The 15803-nt window shown below is 71.9% G+C and carries 14 protein-coding genes; 5 read left to right on the plus strand and 9 right to left on the minus strand.

Going from position 1 to position 15803, the window contains the following annotated elements:
• Positions 1 to 15: 15 nt before the first annotated feature.
• Positions 16 to 630: a hypothetical protein gene (locus tag ACZ4FV_RS31285; RefSeq protein ID WP_465323821.1), complete on the minus strand. Its 615-nt coding sequence runs from the start codon at positions 628 to 630 to the stop codon at positions 16 to 18.
• Between the two features lie 700 nt (positions 631 to 1330).
• On the minus strand, positions 1331 to 2809 hold the full coding sequence (locus ACZ4FV_RS31290) for an ice-binding family protein (RefSeq protein WP_465323822.1): 1479 nt from the start codon (positions 2807 to 2809) through the stop codon (positions 1331 to 1333).
• A 739-nt stretch (positions 2810 to 3548) separates the two neighbouring features.
• Between ACZ4FV_RS31290 and ACZ4FV_RS31295 the strand changes: the two genes are divergently transcribed.
• Entirely contained in the window at positions 3549 to 4454 is a 906-nt protein-coding gene (locus ACZ4FV_RS31295) for an NAD(P)-dependent oxidoreductase (RefSeq protein ID WP_465323823.1), read from the plus strand.
• A gap of 247 nt (positions 4455 to 4701) precedes the next feature.
• Positions 4702 to 5508 (plus strand): hypothetical protein, encoded by an 807-nt coding sequence (locus ACZ4FV_RS31300; RefSeq protein WP_465323824.1) that lies wholly within the window; start codon positions 4702 to 4704, stop codon positions 5506 to 5508.
• Between the two features lie 497 nt (positions 5509 to 6005).
• Here ACZ4FV_RS31300 and ACZ4FV_RS31305 read toward each other — a convergent pair whose 3' ends face one another.
• From ACZ4FV_RS31305 to ACZ4FV_RS31315, 3 genes are read right to left on the minus strand one after another with little or no spacing between them, the layout of a single operon-like run.
• On the minus strand, positions 6006 to 6980 hold the full coding sequence (locus ACZ4FV_RS31305) for an NAD(P)-dependent alcohol dehydrogenase (RefSeq protein WP_395859129.1): 975 nt from the start codon (positions 6978 to 6980) through the stop codon (positions 6006 to 6008).
• Complete coding sequence (locus tag ACZ4FV_RS31310; protein WP_402232415.1) at positions 6977 to 7216, minus strand: helix-turn-helix transcriptional regulator; 240 nt, start codon at positions 7214 to 7216, stop codon at positions 6977 to 6979. The genes ACZ4FV_RS31305 and ACZ4FV_RS31310 overlap by 4 nt, the downstream gene beginning before the upstream one ends.
• Positions 7210 to 7638 (minus strand): hypothetical protein, encoded by a 429-nt coding sequence (locus tag ACZ4FV_RS31315; RefSeq protein ID WP_395859131.1) that lies wholly within the window; start codon positions 7636 to 7638, stop codon positions 7210 to 7212. Before ACZ4FV_RS31315 ends, ACZ4FV_RS31310 begins: the two co-directional genes overlap by 7 nt.
• Positions 7639 to 7885: 247 nt before the next feature.
• On the opposite strand from ACZ4FV_RS31315, the gene ACZ4FV_RS31320 reads away from it, so the two are divergent.
• Together ACZ4FV_RS31320 and ACZ4FV_RS31325 are read left to right on the plus strand one after the other, a co-directional pair.
• Positions 7886 to 8584, plus strand: a complete 699-nt coding sequence (locus ACZ4FV_RS31320; protein ID WP_465323825.1) for a tetratricopeptide repeat protein — start codon at positions 7886 to 7888, stop codon at positions 8582 to 8584.
• Between the two features lie 54 nt (positions 8585 to 8638).
• Complete coding sequence (locus ACZ4FV_RS31325) at positions 8639 to 9796, plus strand: amidohydrolase family protein (protein ID WP_402232419.1); 1158 nt, start codon at positions 8639 to 8641, stop codon at positions 9794 to 9796.
• Positions 9797 to 9929: 133 nt separating this feature from the next.
• Here ACZ4FV_RS31325 and ACZ4FV_RS31330 read toward each other — a convergent pair whose 3' ends face one another.
• Positions 9930 to 11189 (minus strand): MFS transporter, encoded by a 1260-nt coding sequence (locus tag ACZ4FV_RS31330; RefSeq protein WP_465323826.1) that lies wholly within the window; start codon positions 11187 to 11189, stop codon positions 9930 to 9932.
• Between the two features lie 70 nt (positions 11190 to 11259).
• On the opposite strand from ACZ4FV_RS31330, the gene ACZ4FV_RS31335 reads away from it, so the two are divergent.
• Positions 11260 to 11964: a MarR family winged helix-turn-helix transcriptional regulator gene (locus ACZ4FV_RS31335; protein WP_465323827.1), complete on the plus strand. Its 705-nt coding sequence runs from the start codon at positions 11260 to 11262 to the stop codon at positions 11962 to 11964.
• Positions 11965 to 12150: 186 nt separating this feature from the next.
• Here the strand turns inward: ACZ4FV_RS31335 and ACZ4FV_RS31340 are convergent, their stop codons facing one another.
• From ACZ4FV_RS31340 to ACZ4FV_RS31350, 3 genes are all read right to left on the minus strand, one after another.
• A complete protein-coding gene (locus ACZ4FV_RS31340; RefSeq protein WP_465323828.1) occupies positions 12151 to 13308 on the minus strand; it encodes a methyltransferase in 1158 nt (385 codons plus the stop codon).
• Positions 13309 to 13498: 190 nt separating this feature from the next.
• A complete protein-coding gene (locus tag ACZ4FV_RS31345; RefSeq protein WP_465323829.1) occupies positions 13499 to 14638 on the minus strand; it encodes a glycerate kinase in 1140 nt (379 codons plus the stop codon).
• Between the two features lie 258 nt (positions 14639 to 14896).
• Positions 14897 to 15775 (minus strand): sugar phosphate isomerase/epimerase family protein, encoded by an 879-nt coding sequence (locus ACZ4FV_RS31350; protein WP_395859326.1) that lies wholly within the window; start codon positions 15773 to 15775, stop codon positions 14897 to 14899.
• Between the last annotated feature and the right edge of the window lie 28 nt (positions 15776 to 15803).

Genomic DNA, 15803 nt, shown 5'->3' on the forward strand with positions numbered 1-15803 from the left:
CGGCCTGCCTCCGGATCACAGCGAAGTGGTCGGTTCGAGTGTGTGCCTGGCAAGGTACTTTCGGATCTCGTCTCGATCGGCGCACGAGGTCGTGGTGACGAGATCCTGGAGACGAGAAGCCAGGCGGGCCGACGCGATGCTGTCGAGCAAGGGTACGACCGAGTCGACCTGCTCGGCGGCGGCGTCTCGATCTCCCGCCGCGTGCCACGCGCGTGCGGCGCGAGTCAGGCGAATGGCGCGGTCGCGCACGAATCCGTCCGCCGTGAGGTGTGCGGCGCGCGTCGACAGTACGCCCGCGGCTCCGTGGCGGCCGAGGTAGAGCCGGCACTGTGCCTCGCGAGCTGCGATCTCACCCGATCCGAAGAACGCAATCCACACAGGATCTCGCTCACTACGCCCACTTTCGAAGTGGCGGTGCGCGGTCGTGAGCGCGGCGTTCGTCTCGGGTGTGTTCCCCAGGGCAGCCCACGCTCCGGCTTCACGGAGCGCCAGGAGCGACATGAGCCATGGTGTCGCGATCGGCCGGGCAATGTGCTGAGCAGCTTCGGCCAAGCGCAGACCTTCGCGCGGCCGACCGCTGATCACGGCCAACGCCGATAGGTTGCACAGCGCATGGACTTCGAGGTCCAAGTCGTCGAGAGCGCGGGCGATCGATTGGGCTTCGCTGTAGCAGGCTCTCGCATCGGCGTACCGCGCGGCGTCATGCGCAACGGCCCGTGGCCGTGCTCGGCGTCGGCCTGGTCCGGTGAACCGACCGCGCCCCGGGAGCTTTTCGGGCGGGGGAGCCATGGACGACCAGGTGAAGGCTGCGGCGAGGAGGAGCCTGAAGCGCACCGTGCGCGTGGCTCGTCCGAACTCCGAGGTCGAGCGGCCGACATCGTCGGCCGGACGGCCGTGATCGAGGTCGCGCCGATCGACTCTCCAGGGTCGAGACGGCGCGCATCGCCGGGGGAGCGCGTCGCGATCGTGCCGATCGGGAGTGGATGTTGTCGTGCGTCTGCGGGTTCTTGCTCCGGCTTGGGGACGCCCCGGCTGCATCTTCCGGAGCCGGGACGACCCGCTACGCAGCGTACTGGATCGATGACCGAAAAAGTTCCCAATGAGTCGTGAATCGATCAAGGGTTCCGGGGCCTTGTTGCACTCTGCCTCGCCAACGTCAGGGGAGCGCGGTCGGCTTCGGCGCGCTCGGTGAGCCGTCCGTGGCCGCTGGGGTCGGGTGAGTCGTGCATGGATGGTTCGAGACGCGATCCGCCCCCGTCCGCGGTCGTTGCACGACGCGGGCGGGGGCGGATGTCCGTGGCGGTGTGGGCCTCACCGCCGGATCACTCCTTTATGCGTCAAGGCCTCCCGATTCGGTGTGTTGGGCGCGCCGCTTGCGCTGGTGGATCAGGACGAGGGCGCCCAGGGCCAGCATCGCGGCACCGATGCCGGCCATCAGGCCGACGAAGTTGTTCGAACCGGTGGCCGCCAACTGTGCGTGGCTTCCGGGTGCGGGCGAGCCCTGCGGGGCCTGCGCGTTCGCGGCGTCACCGCGGTGGTGTCCGGGGCCACCGTTACCGGGTGCCTGGGATTCCGCCGCGTTGGTCGGTCGCTGGGCGCCGTGACCGGGTGCATCGGATCCGGGTGCGTGGGTGGGTCGCTGGGGGCCGTGACCGGGTCCATGGGATCCGGCTCCATGGGTGGGTCGGTGGGAGCCGGTCGGACCACCCGACGCGGACGGGCTGGAAGTGCCGGGACCAGCCGGACCCGACGGGCCTGCCGGTCCTGCCGGGCCGGCGGGGCCTGCCGGTCCTGCCGGACCTGACGGGCCCGCAGGTCCTGCCGGACCCGGGGAACCGGGTGCACCGGGGGAGCCAGGCGCACCGGGGGAGCCAGGCGCACCGGGGGAGCCAGGCGCACCGGGGGAGCCAGGCGCACCCGGGGAGCCGGGCGCGCCGGGGGAGCCGGGTGCACCCGGGGAGCCGGGCGCGCCGGGAGAACCAGGTGCGCCGGGGGAGCCGGGCGCGCCGGGAGAGCCGGGTGCACCCGGGGAACCGGGTGCCCCCGGAGAGCCGGGCGCTCCGGGAGAGCCGGACGGTCCGGGCGGGCCGCTGGGTCCGGGAGGTCCGCTCGGTCCGGGCGGCCCGCTCGGGCCGATGATGCAGGACGGCTTGGTGATGACGTTGGTGTCCAGGGTGGTCGAGCCATTGCGGGCGAGGGCTCGGCCTTCGATGGTCGATCCGGTGGTGACCGAGATGGAGGTCAACGCCATGATCGTGCCCTTGAAGGTGGTGTTCGTCCCGAGCGTGGCCGAACTGCCGACCTGCCAGAAGACGTTGCACGCCTGGGCGCCGTTGATGAGCGCGACGGTACTGGCGGACCCGGTGATCAGGGTGGACGCGATCTGGAAGATGAAGACCGCGTTGGGGTCCCCCTGCGCGTCGAGGGTGACGGTTCCGGTGAGGCCGAGGGGTCCGGTGGAGTTGTAGACGCCGGAGACCAGGGTCAGGCCGACAAGGTCTCCCGCGACGCTCGCCGTGGGGGCTCGCCCGGCGGCGTCGTTGTAGGCGATGGTCAGGTCCGCCTGTGGTCCGGCCGCTGCGGCGGCCGTGGTGATGGTGCCGTTGGTGACGAGCCCCGGCGGAAAGCCGACGACCGCGCTGCCCGGGCTGACGCCCAGGTTCCCGCTGATGACACTGGGGCCGGTGTTGGTGACGGTCTGCCCGCCCAGCACGGCGTAACTGTCCGCGGTCCCCAGGTTGACCGTGGCGGTCGCCGCGCGTGCGCCGGGCGCTATCGACACGAGAGCAGCCGAAGCCAGTAGCACCATCCCGAGAATGATCGCCGCCACCGCCGCGGATCGGGAATGCCTCGGTTCTCGGAAGCCCGTGGAACGGGCACCATCGATTGCCATGAACTGGGCCTTTCGCGTACTCGGTCGCCGTCGAACAGCCGGGCGGCAGACGTGTTCCGGTTGGGGGACTGCCGAAGGCGTCGGGGCGACGAGGGTGGGCGAACGCGTCGTCTCGCAGGACGTACGGACGCGCTCACCCGGGGACAAAGGGCGTAAATCGTCACAATTCACCGCCCAATGTCCGCAATGAGATCATCCGCCGATCACATTTACCGGGAGTCAAACGGGTGGTTTTGTGCGATTCCCCGAACGCCGCGTCCCGGCGGCCCACAACGGCCCCGTGCGCATGTCGACGGGCGGCTCTCGACGTGTCGCAACGCGGATCGACGGGCGCGTGTGTGCTCGGCCGCCGTGCGGGCCGGCTTCGACCGGATTCCGGAGCCGCGGAGCGCCGGTCCGAGGCCGCGCCCGAACGGCACGGTGTCGAGTGCGGGTGTCCACGCCGGTTCGGGGGCCTCGTCGTGGGGGATGCCACGAAACGCTGTGTCGCAGGTTGTCGGGCGCCGGTCGAACGTCCGGTTCGAACACGTCTCGCCGGTGCGACCGTTCCCTGGGCTACGGGCGGCTGAGCGGTCCGCGCCGCGTTGGAGAGCTGCTCTCCTCCGGTAATCGCGGGGCGTCGTCCGACGCCACCCGTCCCGGGTTAAGGCATCCCATGTCTCGCATCACCGTCATCGGCGGCACCGGCCATGCCGGTTCGGCCATCGTCGCGGAGGCCGCCGCCAGCGGTCACCGGGTCGCCGCACCGAGCCGCTCACTCCCCGACACGCCGATCCCGAACGTGACCCATGTCCAGGACGACGCCACCGACGAAGCAACGCTCTCGGCGGCCATCGAGGGAGCGGACGTCGTCGTGGCCGCACTCGCCCCACGCGGCCCGCCGGCCGCTGGCTTCCGCGACGTCCACCGCACCATCGCGCGTCCGGCCGACGCCGCGGGCATACCCCTGTTCGTCGTAGTCGGCTACTCGTCGCTGCGCCCCGCGCCCGGCGCGGATCGCTTCGTCACCCGACCTCGGCCACATCCCGCAGAGCTTCACGACGAGATCCGCGCCGGGGCGGCGCTCGTCATCGACGACCTCCCGGCCACGCCCGCCACCCTCGACCGGGTCTTCGTGAGCCCGGCGCTCGGATTCGGCGCACGCATGCTGAACGACTCGCCGTTATCGGCTCGGCGACGACGTCGCGGTCCAGCCCGAGGACGGCGGCGCGATCTCCGCCGCGGACTACGCATTCGGGTGTGTCGACCTGATCGAGAAAGGCGACCACCACAGGACACAGGTCAACCTCGGCCACTGAGCGGACAACGGCCTCTGTGCGGGACCGGCTCGACCACCGGGGACATCAGTGCTGCTCCACGCCATCGCCTGGCACCACAACGGCCGAAGCCGGCCCACCTTCGGACGGGACGGCCCTGTTCGCGGTCTCCCCGTCGGGCCCGGCCGGGCCCGGAGAGCACCCGGCGGCTTGCTCCGGACCGAGTGCTCCACCCCGGCCGGTGCGGGTTCGCTTCCGGCTTGCGCGCGGAAGTGGCAGTGCGGGTGGCTACATTGCGCGGATGATCTCTCGTGAACGTGCTTTGTATCAGGCGGTCGACCGACTCGAGCATGCCTTGGGGGAGCAGGACGAAGCCCTGTTGAACGATGCCTTCGGGCAGTTGCGCGACGCCTTCGAGAACGCGCAGCCGAAGGACTCGGCCGAGGTGGGTCCGCGACTTGCGGGCGCGCTGTCGCGGACCCCCATGGGAGCGGAGGCGATTCTTGCCGTCATGATCGGTGCCTGCGTGGAGAACGGCGCGGATCCGGCGGCGTGTTCGGGGCCGGTTCTCGCCGGGGTGCGGGACGCGCTGCGCAACGTCGCGGGTTTCCGGCGCTGTGGGAGGAGGCGGTCGGCGGCGACCTGCCCGAGCGGGACCATCTGGCCCTGGGTGGGGTGCTCGGCCGGGTCGCGGAGGCGACGGGCGGGCTGGACGAGGCGAAGTTCGCGGCGGTGTCCGCGTGGATGCAGTTGCCGCTGTGGGAGATGGCGGCCGTTGCGATGCTCTCGCGCGAGGCGATACGTCGGGCCGTGCAGGCCGATGGGACGCTGGTCGCGCTCGCCGAGGAGATCGCGCTCGGCGACGCCGACCTCAAGTGCCTGCGCTACCTGCTCAAGATGTTCGACGACGAGCCGTTGGTCGTGCTGCATCGGCCCACCGGGACGGGATATCGCCTGCGCGTCACCCGCGTCGGCGACAACTTCCAACTGCACACGCTGATCGCGCACGTCCTCATCGCAGGCGGCCACATCCCGGGCGACCCGCCGTCCGCCGAGGCGGTCGCGGTGTGCCGGGACGCCGCGTTCGAGCCGGCGCCGCACACGACCGGCGCGTTCAACCTCAGTGGTGTCGACGGCGGGTGGATCTGGAACGAGGGTTGTCCCGCCGACATCCCGGTCGTGGACGGCGAGCGCGTGCTCGTACTGGACCCACCGGCGTACGAACGTTCGTGGCGAGCCGGCCGGTTCTATCCGGGCATCACCGGCGACGTCACCCTCGAAGCGACCCTGGACCGCACCGAGTCCGAGGCGTACCTGGCCAAGGCGGCCCCTCCACGCACCTGGCCGGACGGCGACTAGGAAGCGTCCGCACGCCGCATCACCACGTTTCGAGCCGCCGGATGCCGAGGGTCTGCGTGGTGGCGGCGCGGATTTTGCCGTCGGGGCTGGTGGCGATGCAGGTGACGGGGGCGTCGGTGGCGGTGGTCGGGACGTTGGTGCTCCGGCCGGAGCGGGTGTCCCACAGGGTGACCGTGCCCTCCTTGAAACCTCCCGCGAGGGTGTCGCCCGGACCGCGTGACGTCGGACGCGGGGCCGGTGAGGATTTTGGCGGCCGTGCGGGCGTTCTGCCACTGCGCCTCGGAGGACAGGACTGCGAGCGCGCCCAACACATCCGTGACGCGATGGTCCGGCGAAGTAGTCAGGCTCGTGGGCCATGCTTCGACCGGTTGAATCCGGAGCGTCGACAACCTCGCTGCTTGCCCGCCGCCGGTGTCGGCTGCCGGATCGTCTCCACAGCGCCTGTTCCTGTCGCCGGACAAGCCCCGGGGCGCGCCACGCCATGGCGCGCCCGATGCTCACACCATCGTGATGGCGACCTTGCCGCGTGCGTGGCCCTTGTGGATGTACTCGATCGCTTGCGGGATCTCGTCGAAGGTATACGTTCGGTCGATCACCGGCGTGAGCTTGCCCGCCTCGATCAGTGTCCGCAATGTACGCAGATCCTCGGCACTTTCGACCTGGACCAGGCCGCGCAGCCGATGCCGGATGAACGGGGTCAGCACGAGTGCGCGCAGGACGCGGTCGACGCCGCCGAACCAGCGGCCCTTGGTTTCGCTGCCGACGATGACGAGTGTGCCCGTGCGGGAGAGCGCCCGGCGGAGGCGGTTCAGTGAGCGATGGCCCGCGATGTCGAGGATCAGGTCGTACCGGTGCGTCCCATCCGTGAAGTCCTCGCGCGTGTAGTCGATCACCTCGTCCGCGCCGAGCGCGCGCACCAGTTCCAGCTTTCCGGTGCTGCACAGGCCGGTGACGTGCGCGCCGAACTCCTTGGCCAGTTGCACCGCGTACGTGCCGATGCCGCCGGCCGCGCCGACGATCAGGACGCGTTGCCCGGAGCGGACCCGCCCGCTGTCGCGGAGCCCCTGGAGCGCGGTGAGGGCGGAGGTCGGTACGGTCGCCGCTGCGGTGAGGTCGAGGTTCACCGGCTTCGGCGCGAGCTTGGTCTGCGGGGTGCACGCGTACTCGGCGAAGGAACCCTGACACGTGCCGAACACCTCTTCGCCCGGCCGGAATCCGGTCACGTTCCGCCCGACCTCCTCGACCAGACCGGCGACGTCCATGCCCCGAACGCGCACCTTGGGCGCGCGCAAACCGAAACCGGTGAGGCGGAGCAGGTACGGCAGGCCCGTCATGAGGTGCCAGACGCCGGGATCGACCCCCGCCGCGTGCACCCGGACCAGCACGTCGTCGTCGCCGACGACGGGTCGGTCGATGTCGTCGAGTCGCAGTACATCGAGCGGCCCGTACGTGTCCTGAACGAACGCCTTCACGGCATCTCCCCTGCATCGTCCGGGTATTGGAAAACCTCGTCGAGCGGAACCCCGAAGACGCGGGCGATCACGAACGCCATTTCCAGGGACGGGGAATAGCGGCCCTGCTCGATGGCGATCACGGTCTGCCGGGTGACGCCCACACGCTCGGCCAGTTCGGCCTGGGTCATCTCGCCGTGGGCGAAGCGCAGGGCGCGGATCGTGTTGGTGACCCTGGTCGGCGGCTTCTTCACCACGATGGAAGGCCCCAGCGGTAGGCGGCGATCCTGGCTCCGGAATCGAGAATCGCGGAAAGCACGAACGCCAGGTAGATGGTGTTGGCGATCCAGAAGTGGTCCCACTCGGCGAGCGCCATCCCCAGCGCCGCCACCGCGCCGACGACGACGAGGGATTGGCCTGCGTGTTCACCGAACCGGCCGATCTCCCGGTCGCGTTGGTCCTTCCGGTTGGCGCCCTCGGGGGTGACGATCGAGACCACGATGTGCAGCACGATCGCCGCCAGGATCGCGGCCCCGATCGTCCACAGCAGAGTGGACGCGTACGAGACCTCCGCTAGCGGGGTGTTGCCCGCTCTTCCGAGGACGACGGCGAGATAGGTCGCGTAGGCGCCGACCGTGACGAACACCATGATCCACGCGCGCTTCTCTTCGAACGCCACGGCGGCTCCTCGGTCGCGCGAAGTGAACATGCGTCAATGTAAAGCAGCGATGACATCATGTCTAGTTTTCTTTACATCGGTCTCCGGTCCCCGACGCGCGGCGCGATTCGGGCGCAAATCCCACCGGAGGCCGGCCCGAACCTGGTCGCCGCACTAGACTCGCGGCTCGGATTCGGGCGGGGGCACGCCGTTTCGCGGTGCTGCGCGGCGTCCGATGGGGCGCGGGACGTGGGCAGTTGGAGCGACGATGAGCGCAGACGAACGCATCGACCGGATCGACCGGATCGACCGGATCGACCGGGCCAGGTTCCTCTACGAACGATCGGTCTTCGGCGGTGACCCGAACGCACTGCCCGCCGCCGATCGCGAACTCGACGCCGTAGAGGCGGACTTGGCCCTGGCCCGAGGCCGCGTGGCGCACGCGCGCCACCTGCGCCATCGCGGCGCCGAGGACCCCGAGGAACTGGCCCTGTTCGAGCGGGCCGTGGAGCTCTACCGCCTGCTCGGCGACGTGCGCGGCGAGGGCGAGGCGCTGTTCTGGGTCGGCACGTTCCACCAGGTCGTCCGGAGCGACCACGCGAGCGCGCTGCCCGCGCTCGAACGATCTCTCGAACTCGCCACGGTCGTCGAGGACCGGCTGACCATGTCGTACGCCCTGCGGCACCTGGGCATCGCCGCGCACATCGCGGGACGGCTGGACACGGCCCGGGTGCGGCTGGAGGAGTCGGTACGGCTGCGCCGCGAGTTGGGCTTTCTGCCCGGCGTCGCGGCGAACCTGGTCGGGCTGGCGTACATCGCGGCCGGCCAGGATCGCCGCGACGACGCGCTGGCGCTGGTCGAGGAGGCGGCCGCGATCGTCGCGGCCACCGGTGCCGACGGCATCCTGCCCTCGGTGGAGGAGGCCCGCAGGGACCTGGCGGGCGACGACCTCCCTCGCCCGCTCTGAACCCGCTCGTCCCCGGCCTCCGCAACGACCTTGCCGAAGGGGCAGGATGGGCGGATGGGACGTGTGGTGTTGCGCGCGGGTTCAGTGTTGGATGTGCGGTCCGGAGAGGTCGGCCCGGCCGACGTCGTGATCGAGGGCGAGCGGATCGTGGCCGTCGGGAGCGGCCTGGACGGTGACGAAGTGGTCGACTGTGCGGATCAGTTGGTGGTCCCCGGGTTCATCGACTGTCATACGCACGTGTGTCTGGGGCAGACCATTCGGGATCCGTTCGGACTGCCCCGGTCGGTGCGGCCGTTGTCGGCGGTGCCGGTGCTGCGGACCCTGTTGCAGCTCGGGGTGACGACCGTACGCGACGCGTGGGGAGCCGACGCGGGTCTGCGGATGGCGATCGAGCGGGGATGGGTCGCGGGACCGCACGTGCTGATCAGCGTGCGGCAGGTGTGTACCACCGGCGGGATCGGGGACCACTGGGCTCCCCGGGTGGGTGCGGTGGACTTCTTCGAGGACCCGTCCATGCCCGATCCGGTCTTCGACGGAGCGGATGCGGCACGGGCCGTGGTGCGGCGCATGGTGCGGGCCGGGGCGGACTGGATCAAGGCCACGCCGTCCGGATCGATGACCCTGGGGCGCGGGATGCACGACGTACAGTTCACGCCCGAGGAGATGGCCGCCCTGGTCGACGAGGCCGCCCGGCTCGGCGGGCGTCGCGTCATGGTGCACGCGCACGGGGCGCGGGCGGCGGAATCGGCGGCGCGCGCGGGTGCGGGCAGCATCGAACACGGCACCTATCTGGACGAGGCGGCCGTGGGCGCGATGGCCGAGCACGGGACCTGGCTCGTGCCGACCCTGTCGTGTACGCAGACCGACCCCGCGGGCGCTCCCGACGGCGCGGCCGAGGCCCATCGCCACGCGGTCCGCCTGGCGATCGACGCGGGTGTGCCGATCGCCATGGGCAGCGACAGTCCGGTCCGCCCGTACGCCGAGGTGCTCCGCGAGATCGAGCACCTGTCCCGGTGCGGTCTCGGTCCCGCCGGCGCCTTCCGCGCGGCCACCCACGACGCGGCGCGGCTGCTCGGCCTCGCCGACGACCGGGGCGAGATCGCCGTCGGCAAACGCGCCGACCTGGTCCTGCTCGCCGGCACCGACCTCGACCCGACCGACCTCGACCACCGCATCCGAGGCGTCTGGCACGACGGAACCAGGGCCCGCTGACCCGACCCGACCGCACCCGCACCGCCATCGGCGCGGCACGGTCCGGGCGATTCACCGCCCCCGTGGCCGTTGTCGCGCCGTCGGACAAGGCGCGACCCCGGGACCGGGACAAGCGCATTTGGCGCGGGCCGGCTCACGCGGAGCCGGGTTCGGCGACGCTCGCCGGGTTCGCGGCCCCCGGCGCGGGCGTGCTTCCCGGCGCGGGCGCGGCTTCCGACGCGGGCGGCAGCGCGCGTACATCCGGCAACAGCAGCAACGCCCCGTTCGTGGCGGCCACCAGCACCGCGCCGATCAGCAGTGGGGTGGCGCTGCCGATCGCCGCCGCGACGGGAGCGGCGACGGCCAGGCCCAGCGGGCGGGCGGCGAAGGAGATCAGCGAGTCGAACGAGCCGACCCGACCGAGTGCCTCCTGCGGGATCCGGCGCTGGATCGTGGTCTCCCACAGTGGGCTCAGCACGCCGAGGCCGAACATGCCGACGAAGTACGCGGCGGTGACGACCACCATCGGTGCGCGCAGCCCGAAGGCGGCGAGTGGGAGCGCGTACACGGCGGCGCCGATCGACGTGGCCACCAGTGGGCGGCGGATCGGCAACCGGGTGGAGATCAGCACGCCGAGCAGGAGGCCGGCGGTGCCGACCTGGGCGATGATCACCCAGGAGCGGTCGCCGCCGAGTCGGTCGACCGCGATCATCGGGCCGAGGGTGAGCAGGAAGCCGGCCGTCAAGTGCCATACGCCGTGCGCGAAGACGTTGGCCAGGAACCACGGGTGGCGCCGAGTCTCCACCCAACCCGCGCGCAACTCGCTCAGGAACGGCTCCCGTTCGTCCGAACGCTCGATGCGCCGCGGGCGCAGGCCGCCGAACGTGGCGGCCGAACCGAGGAACAGCAGGCCGGTCAGCAGCGAGGACCAGCCCGCCCCGACCGCGAGGATCAGGCCGCCGGCGGCAGCGGGTGCCGCCACCTGTGCGAGGCCCTGCGCGACGCCGAGCCGGGCGTTCGTACGCAGCCGCTCCGGCTCGGGTACCACCGCGACCACCAGCGTGCGGATCGCCGAAGTGCCGAACGCGACGGCGGCGCCGGTGAGCGCGGACAGCACCGCCAGATCCGCGATCCGTACCGGGCCGGCGAGCAACTCGGCGCCGATCGCCAGCTGGGCGCCGGCGCGGACCAGATCGGCGGTGAGAATCACCCGCTGCGGCGGGAATCGGTCGGCGATCACACCCGCGACCGGGAGCAGGAGCAACATCGGCAGCAGTTCGCAGGCCAGGACCAGGCCCAGGTCGGTGCTCGAACCGGTGTGCACGAGAGCCAGGGTCAGGGTGATCGGAATCAGGGCGGTCGCCAGGGCGGCGAAGGTGCGGCCGAGCAGGAGCCGGCGCGTGGCAGGGGTCATGGCAGCCGAATGTATTTCGTCAGCGAATCATTCGTCAACGAATTACTAGTCGGCATAGCATACTGACCGCATGCATGGAGACGGCCGCGAACACGGCGAAGGCCGCGAACACGGCGAGAGTCGGGAGCACGGCCAGGGCCGGCAACCTGGCGAGGGGCGGCAACACGGCGAGGGCCGCGAACACGGCGGGGACCGCGAATCCGCGGAGGACCGCGAACCCGGACGGGCACGCGGCGGCTGCGAGTGCGGACGGGGCCGGCCCGAGGTCGCGGCTGCTATCGAGGTCGAGGACTCCGTCGACCGGCACATCGCGCGGTGGCGGCACAAGGCGCCGTTCGACGAGCGCGTCGAGGGCATCGTCACCCGGATCCAGATGCTGACCAAGCACCTCGGGCAGGTCAAGGGACGCGCCCTGGCCGAGGTCGGTCTCCAGGCGTTCGAGTTCGACACGCTGCACCGACTGGCCTCGCGCGGCGCGCCGTACCGGGCCACGCCGTCCGAACTGGCCACGGAGCTGATGGTGTCGCCGGCGGGGATCACCGGCCGGCTGGACACGCTCGAGGAGGCCGGTTCGATCCGCCGCATCCGCGGCACCGAGGACCGCCGCCGGGTCGACGTCGAGCTCACCGAGTCCGGCCGCGCCCGCTGGACGGCCGCGATGAAACTGCTCGACGGCGCCGAGCGCGCCATGGTCGAGCCGTTGGACGAGATCGATCAGGACGAACTGATCGCCCTGCTGAAGCGCATGCTGCTCCGGGTGGAGAACCCCGCCTGAGGTACGCCGGCAGGCGCGCTGGGACACCCGACATGCCCGGGCCCGCGGAGCACCGGACCAGCCCGAACCCGCGCGACACCGGACCCGCGCGACACCGGACCGGCCGGCCGCGCGCGGAAACCCGGTCCGGTCGACGCGCACGAACCTCGCGCGCGTGACCGCAGCCGTCGCCGCACGCGCCTCCCGCTACTTCTTGACCGCCCGCAGCACCACGAACTTCGGGTCGCTCGCCACGATGTCGCAGTTGCCGAACAGCCGGCGCAACTTCACGTGATAGCCGAGGTGCCGGTTGCCGATCACCCACAATTCGCCGCCCGGGCGCAGCGCGGCACGCGAGCCGGCGAACATCCGCCACGAGATCGCCTCGGTGGTGGCCCGATGGGTGTGGAACGGCGGGTTGTTCAGGACCAGGTCGACACTCTCGGCCGGTACGTCCGTCAAGCCGTCGCCCACCACGAACTCGGCACCCGCGTCCGAACCCAGGTTCTCCTGGAAGGTGGCCCGCGCCGAGGCCACGGCCTGATGCGACTCGTCGACGAACAGCACGTCCGAGCGCGGATTGGCCAGCATCGCCGCCGTTCCCACCACACCGTTGCCGCAGCCCAGGTCCACCACCCGGTCGCGTCCGGTGCGGCGCGGGAGGTTGCGCAGCAGGAAGCGGGTACCGATGTCGAGCCGGTCGCCGCAGAAGATGCCCGCGTGGTTGGTGACCACGATCCCGGACCCCGCGCCGACGTCGCCGGGCAGCGCGTAGCTGCGCGGCCACGGGCTCGCGGTACGCGGGAGCGAGGGGTCGGGGGTGGCGAAGATCAGCCGGGCCTTGCGTACCGCCAACGACGTGCGGGTCGGGCCGATGATGCGCTCGAACAGCTTGAGCGTGGAGGTGTGGATCTCGGTGGTCATGCCGGTGCCGACCACGACCGTGTCCGCGTGCACGCCCGGCGCGAGCCGGTGCAACTGGTCCTCCAGCAGCGCCAGGTTCTTCGGGACCCGGACGATCAGGACGTCGACGCGCTCCGGCGGCGCGTCCCGGGTGGACAGCAGCCGCACCCAGTCCGGATCCGCCTCGTTGCGCGCCAGGTTCGCCCGGGTGGCCTCCTGGGCGAGGAACGAGTCGCTGATCTGCACGGGCCGGGACTCGGCCAGCGCGGTGGCCAGCGCTCCCCAGCGGTCACCCACCACCACGACGTTGCCGGACAGATCCGTCGGCTTGTCGTCGTCGATCCCGGCGAGGTGCCGAAGCACGTACTCGTCGGCCGCGTCCCACGCGCGCAGCAGATCGCGGGAATCCTCGGGATAACGGGTGAGCTCGAACTCGCCGGAAGGCGCAGAGAAACGGTTCATTGTCCACTCAGCCTAGCCGGACCCCGACCCACCGGGCCCCGCGCCGGTGGGCGCCGGGTGGCCCACGGGGTGGCGGAGCGGGTGCGGCCGGTGACCACCAGGTTCGCGCCCCTGCCCGTGGCCCCGGCTCCGCGCGGGCGGGTACGTGCCGGCCCGGCGTTTGTGACGTGTGCCCCGATCCGGCGGAGTGTCAGGGCCGGTCGAGGGGATCCCGGCGGGCCCGCGCCGCCCGGTCGGCGCCGAAGCGGCCGGCCATGGTGGCGCCGGCCAGACGGAGCCAGCGCGCGGCGTCGGTCTGGGCCGCCGTCGCCGACCCGGCGAGCCGGGTCAGGTCGGCGGATGTGCTGACGCCGGTGGGGAGGGGTGCGGCGATCGAGCCGGCGACCAGGGCCACCGGGACGCCGGTGCCGCGGCGGGCGAGGTCGAGGACCGCGCCGACCACCTTCCCGTGCGTGGAGGTGGCGTCGAAGCGGCCCTCGCCGGTGATGACCAGATCCGCGTCGGCGAGTGCGGCGGGCAGCCCCGCGAGTTCGGCGACGCGTGGGGCGCCGGGGACGATGGCGGCGTTCCAGGCGGTGGCCAAACCGTACGCGGTACCGCCGGCGGCACCGGCGCCGGGCGCGGCCGGGGTGCCGCCGAGGAGCGTTGCCAGGCGGGCGAGTCCGGCGTCCAGTTCGGCGATCTCGCGGGCGGACGCGCCCTTTTGCGGACCGAAGACGGCGGCGGCGCCGGTGGGGCCCAGCAGTGGATTGGTGACGTCGGTGAGGATCTGGACGCCGCCGGGTGGGGGCGTCGCCAGACGCGTCGAGTCGATCGCCGCGAGACGGGCCAAAGATCCTCCCCCGTACGGGAGTTCCTTGCCGTCGCAGTCGTGGAAGCGGGCTCCGAGGGCGGCCAGTACGCCGGTTCCGCCATCGGTCGAGGCCGAGCCGCCCACCGCGACGACCAGGGCGGACACGCCGGCCCCCAGCGCGGCGGCGAGCACCGTGCCGAGGCCGGCGGTGTGCGCGCGCATCGCATCGGGAGCGGCCATCAGCGGCAACCCCGACACGGCGGCCAACTCGACGACACCCGTGCCGTCCGGCAGACGCAACCAGGCGGTGTCCACGGGCCGCCCGTCCGGGCCGGGCGCACCGAGCACCGGTACCCGGACGGCGCCCGGCACGGCCCGCGCCATCGCGTCGAGCGTGCCCTCACCGCCGTCGGCCAACGGCAACGCGACGATGTCGTCGCCGGGCCGCCCCCGCGACCACCCCTCACCCAAGGCAGCCGCGGCCGCCTCGGCACCGATGGTGCCCTTGAACGCATCGGGAGCAATGACGATCCGCATGGCGGTTCCACCTTCTCGGTCGCTGATCGTTGCGGGTCGTTGCCGGCGGCTTCCCGGCCGTTCGGGTCGTACGGGGTCGTTCCCGACCGCTCCCGACTGTTCCGGACCGCTACCGACGGCTCCCGACCGTTGCTGGATCGGTCGGGTGGCCGAGACGGCACGACCACGGCCGAGCCGCGAGCCCGGTGGCGGGTGCGGCCGGCCGGGCCGGGGGATGGCCGGCCGCGGTCACGGATGTCGGTTCGAGGACGCGCGGCGTCAGCCGAGGATCTCCGTGACGTAGCGCCGCTTGAGTGTGTCCACGACCGCGTCGCCGGGCGCGGCCCAGACGTCCGCGTTGAAGATCTCCACCTCGATGTCGCCGACGTAACCGGCCGCCTCGACCGCGGCTGCCATCGACCGGAAGTCGATCACGCCGTCGCCCATCATGCCTCGCGCGAGCAGGTTGTCCGCCGGAAGCGGCAACACCCAGTCGCAGACCTGGAACGAGGCGATCCGCTCGCCGGCCCGGGCGATGGCGGCCGGGAGGTAGGGGTCCCACCACACGTGGAACGCGTCGACCACCACGCCCACCTGCCCGACCGGATGCGGCTCGGCGAGGTCGATCGCCTGGTCGAGCGTGGAGAGCACCGCGCGGTCGGCGCAGTACATCGGGTGCAGCGGCTCCAGCGCGAGCCGGACACCGTGCGCACCCGCGTACGGGGCGAGTTCGGCCAGCGCCTCGGCGACCCGCTCCCGCGCGCCGGGCAGATCCCGGTCGCCGGCGGGCAGTCCGCCGACGACCAGGACCAGGCACGCCGCCTCCAGCGCCGCGGCCTCCTCGATCGCCCGTCGGTTGTCGGCGATCGCCTCGGCCCGCGCGACCGGCTCACGCGCCGTCAGGAACCCGCCCCGGCACAGCGACGACACCCGCAATCCGGCCTCTCGGACGAGCTTCGCCGATTCGGCGAGACCGGCGTCGGCGACCTTGTCCCGCCACAATCCGATGGCGGGCAACCCCGCCCGTACACAACCCTCCACGGCCTCGCGCAACGACCACTCGCGCGTTGTCCACTGGTTCAGCGACAGCCGCGCGATGCGTGGGTCGCCGGGGCCGGGAGTGGGCGTACCGGCGGGAGTTCCGCTCGGTACGTCCAGCGCCCTTGCGTCGACGCTTCCGTCGGTG

The organism is Embleya sp. NPDC025285 (genome assembly GCF_055558835.1).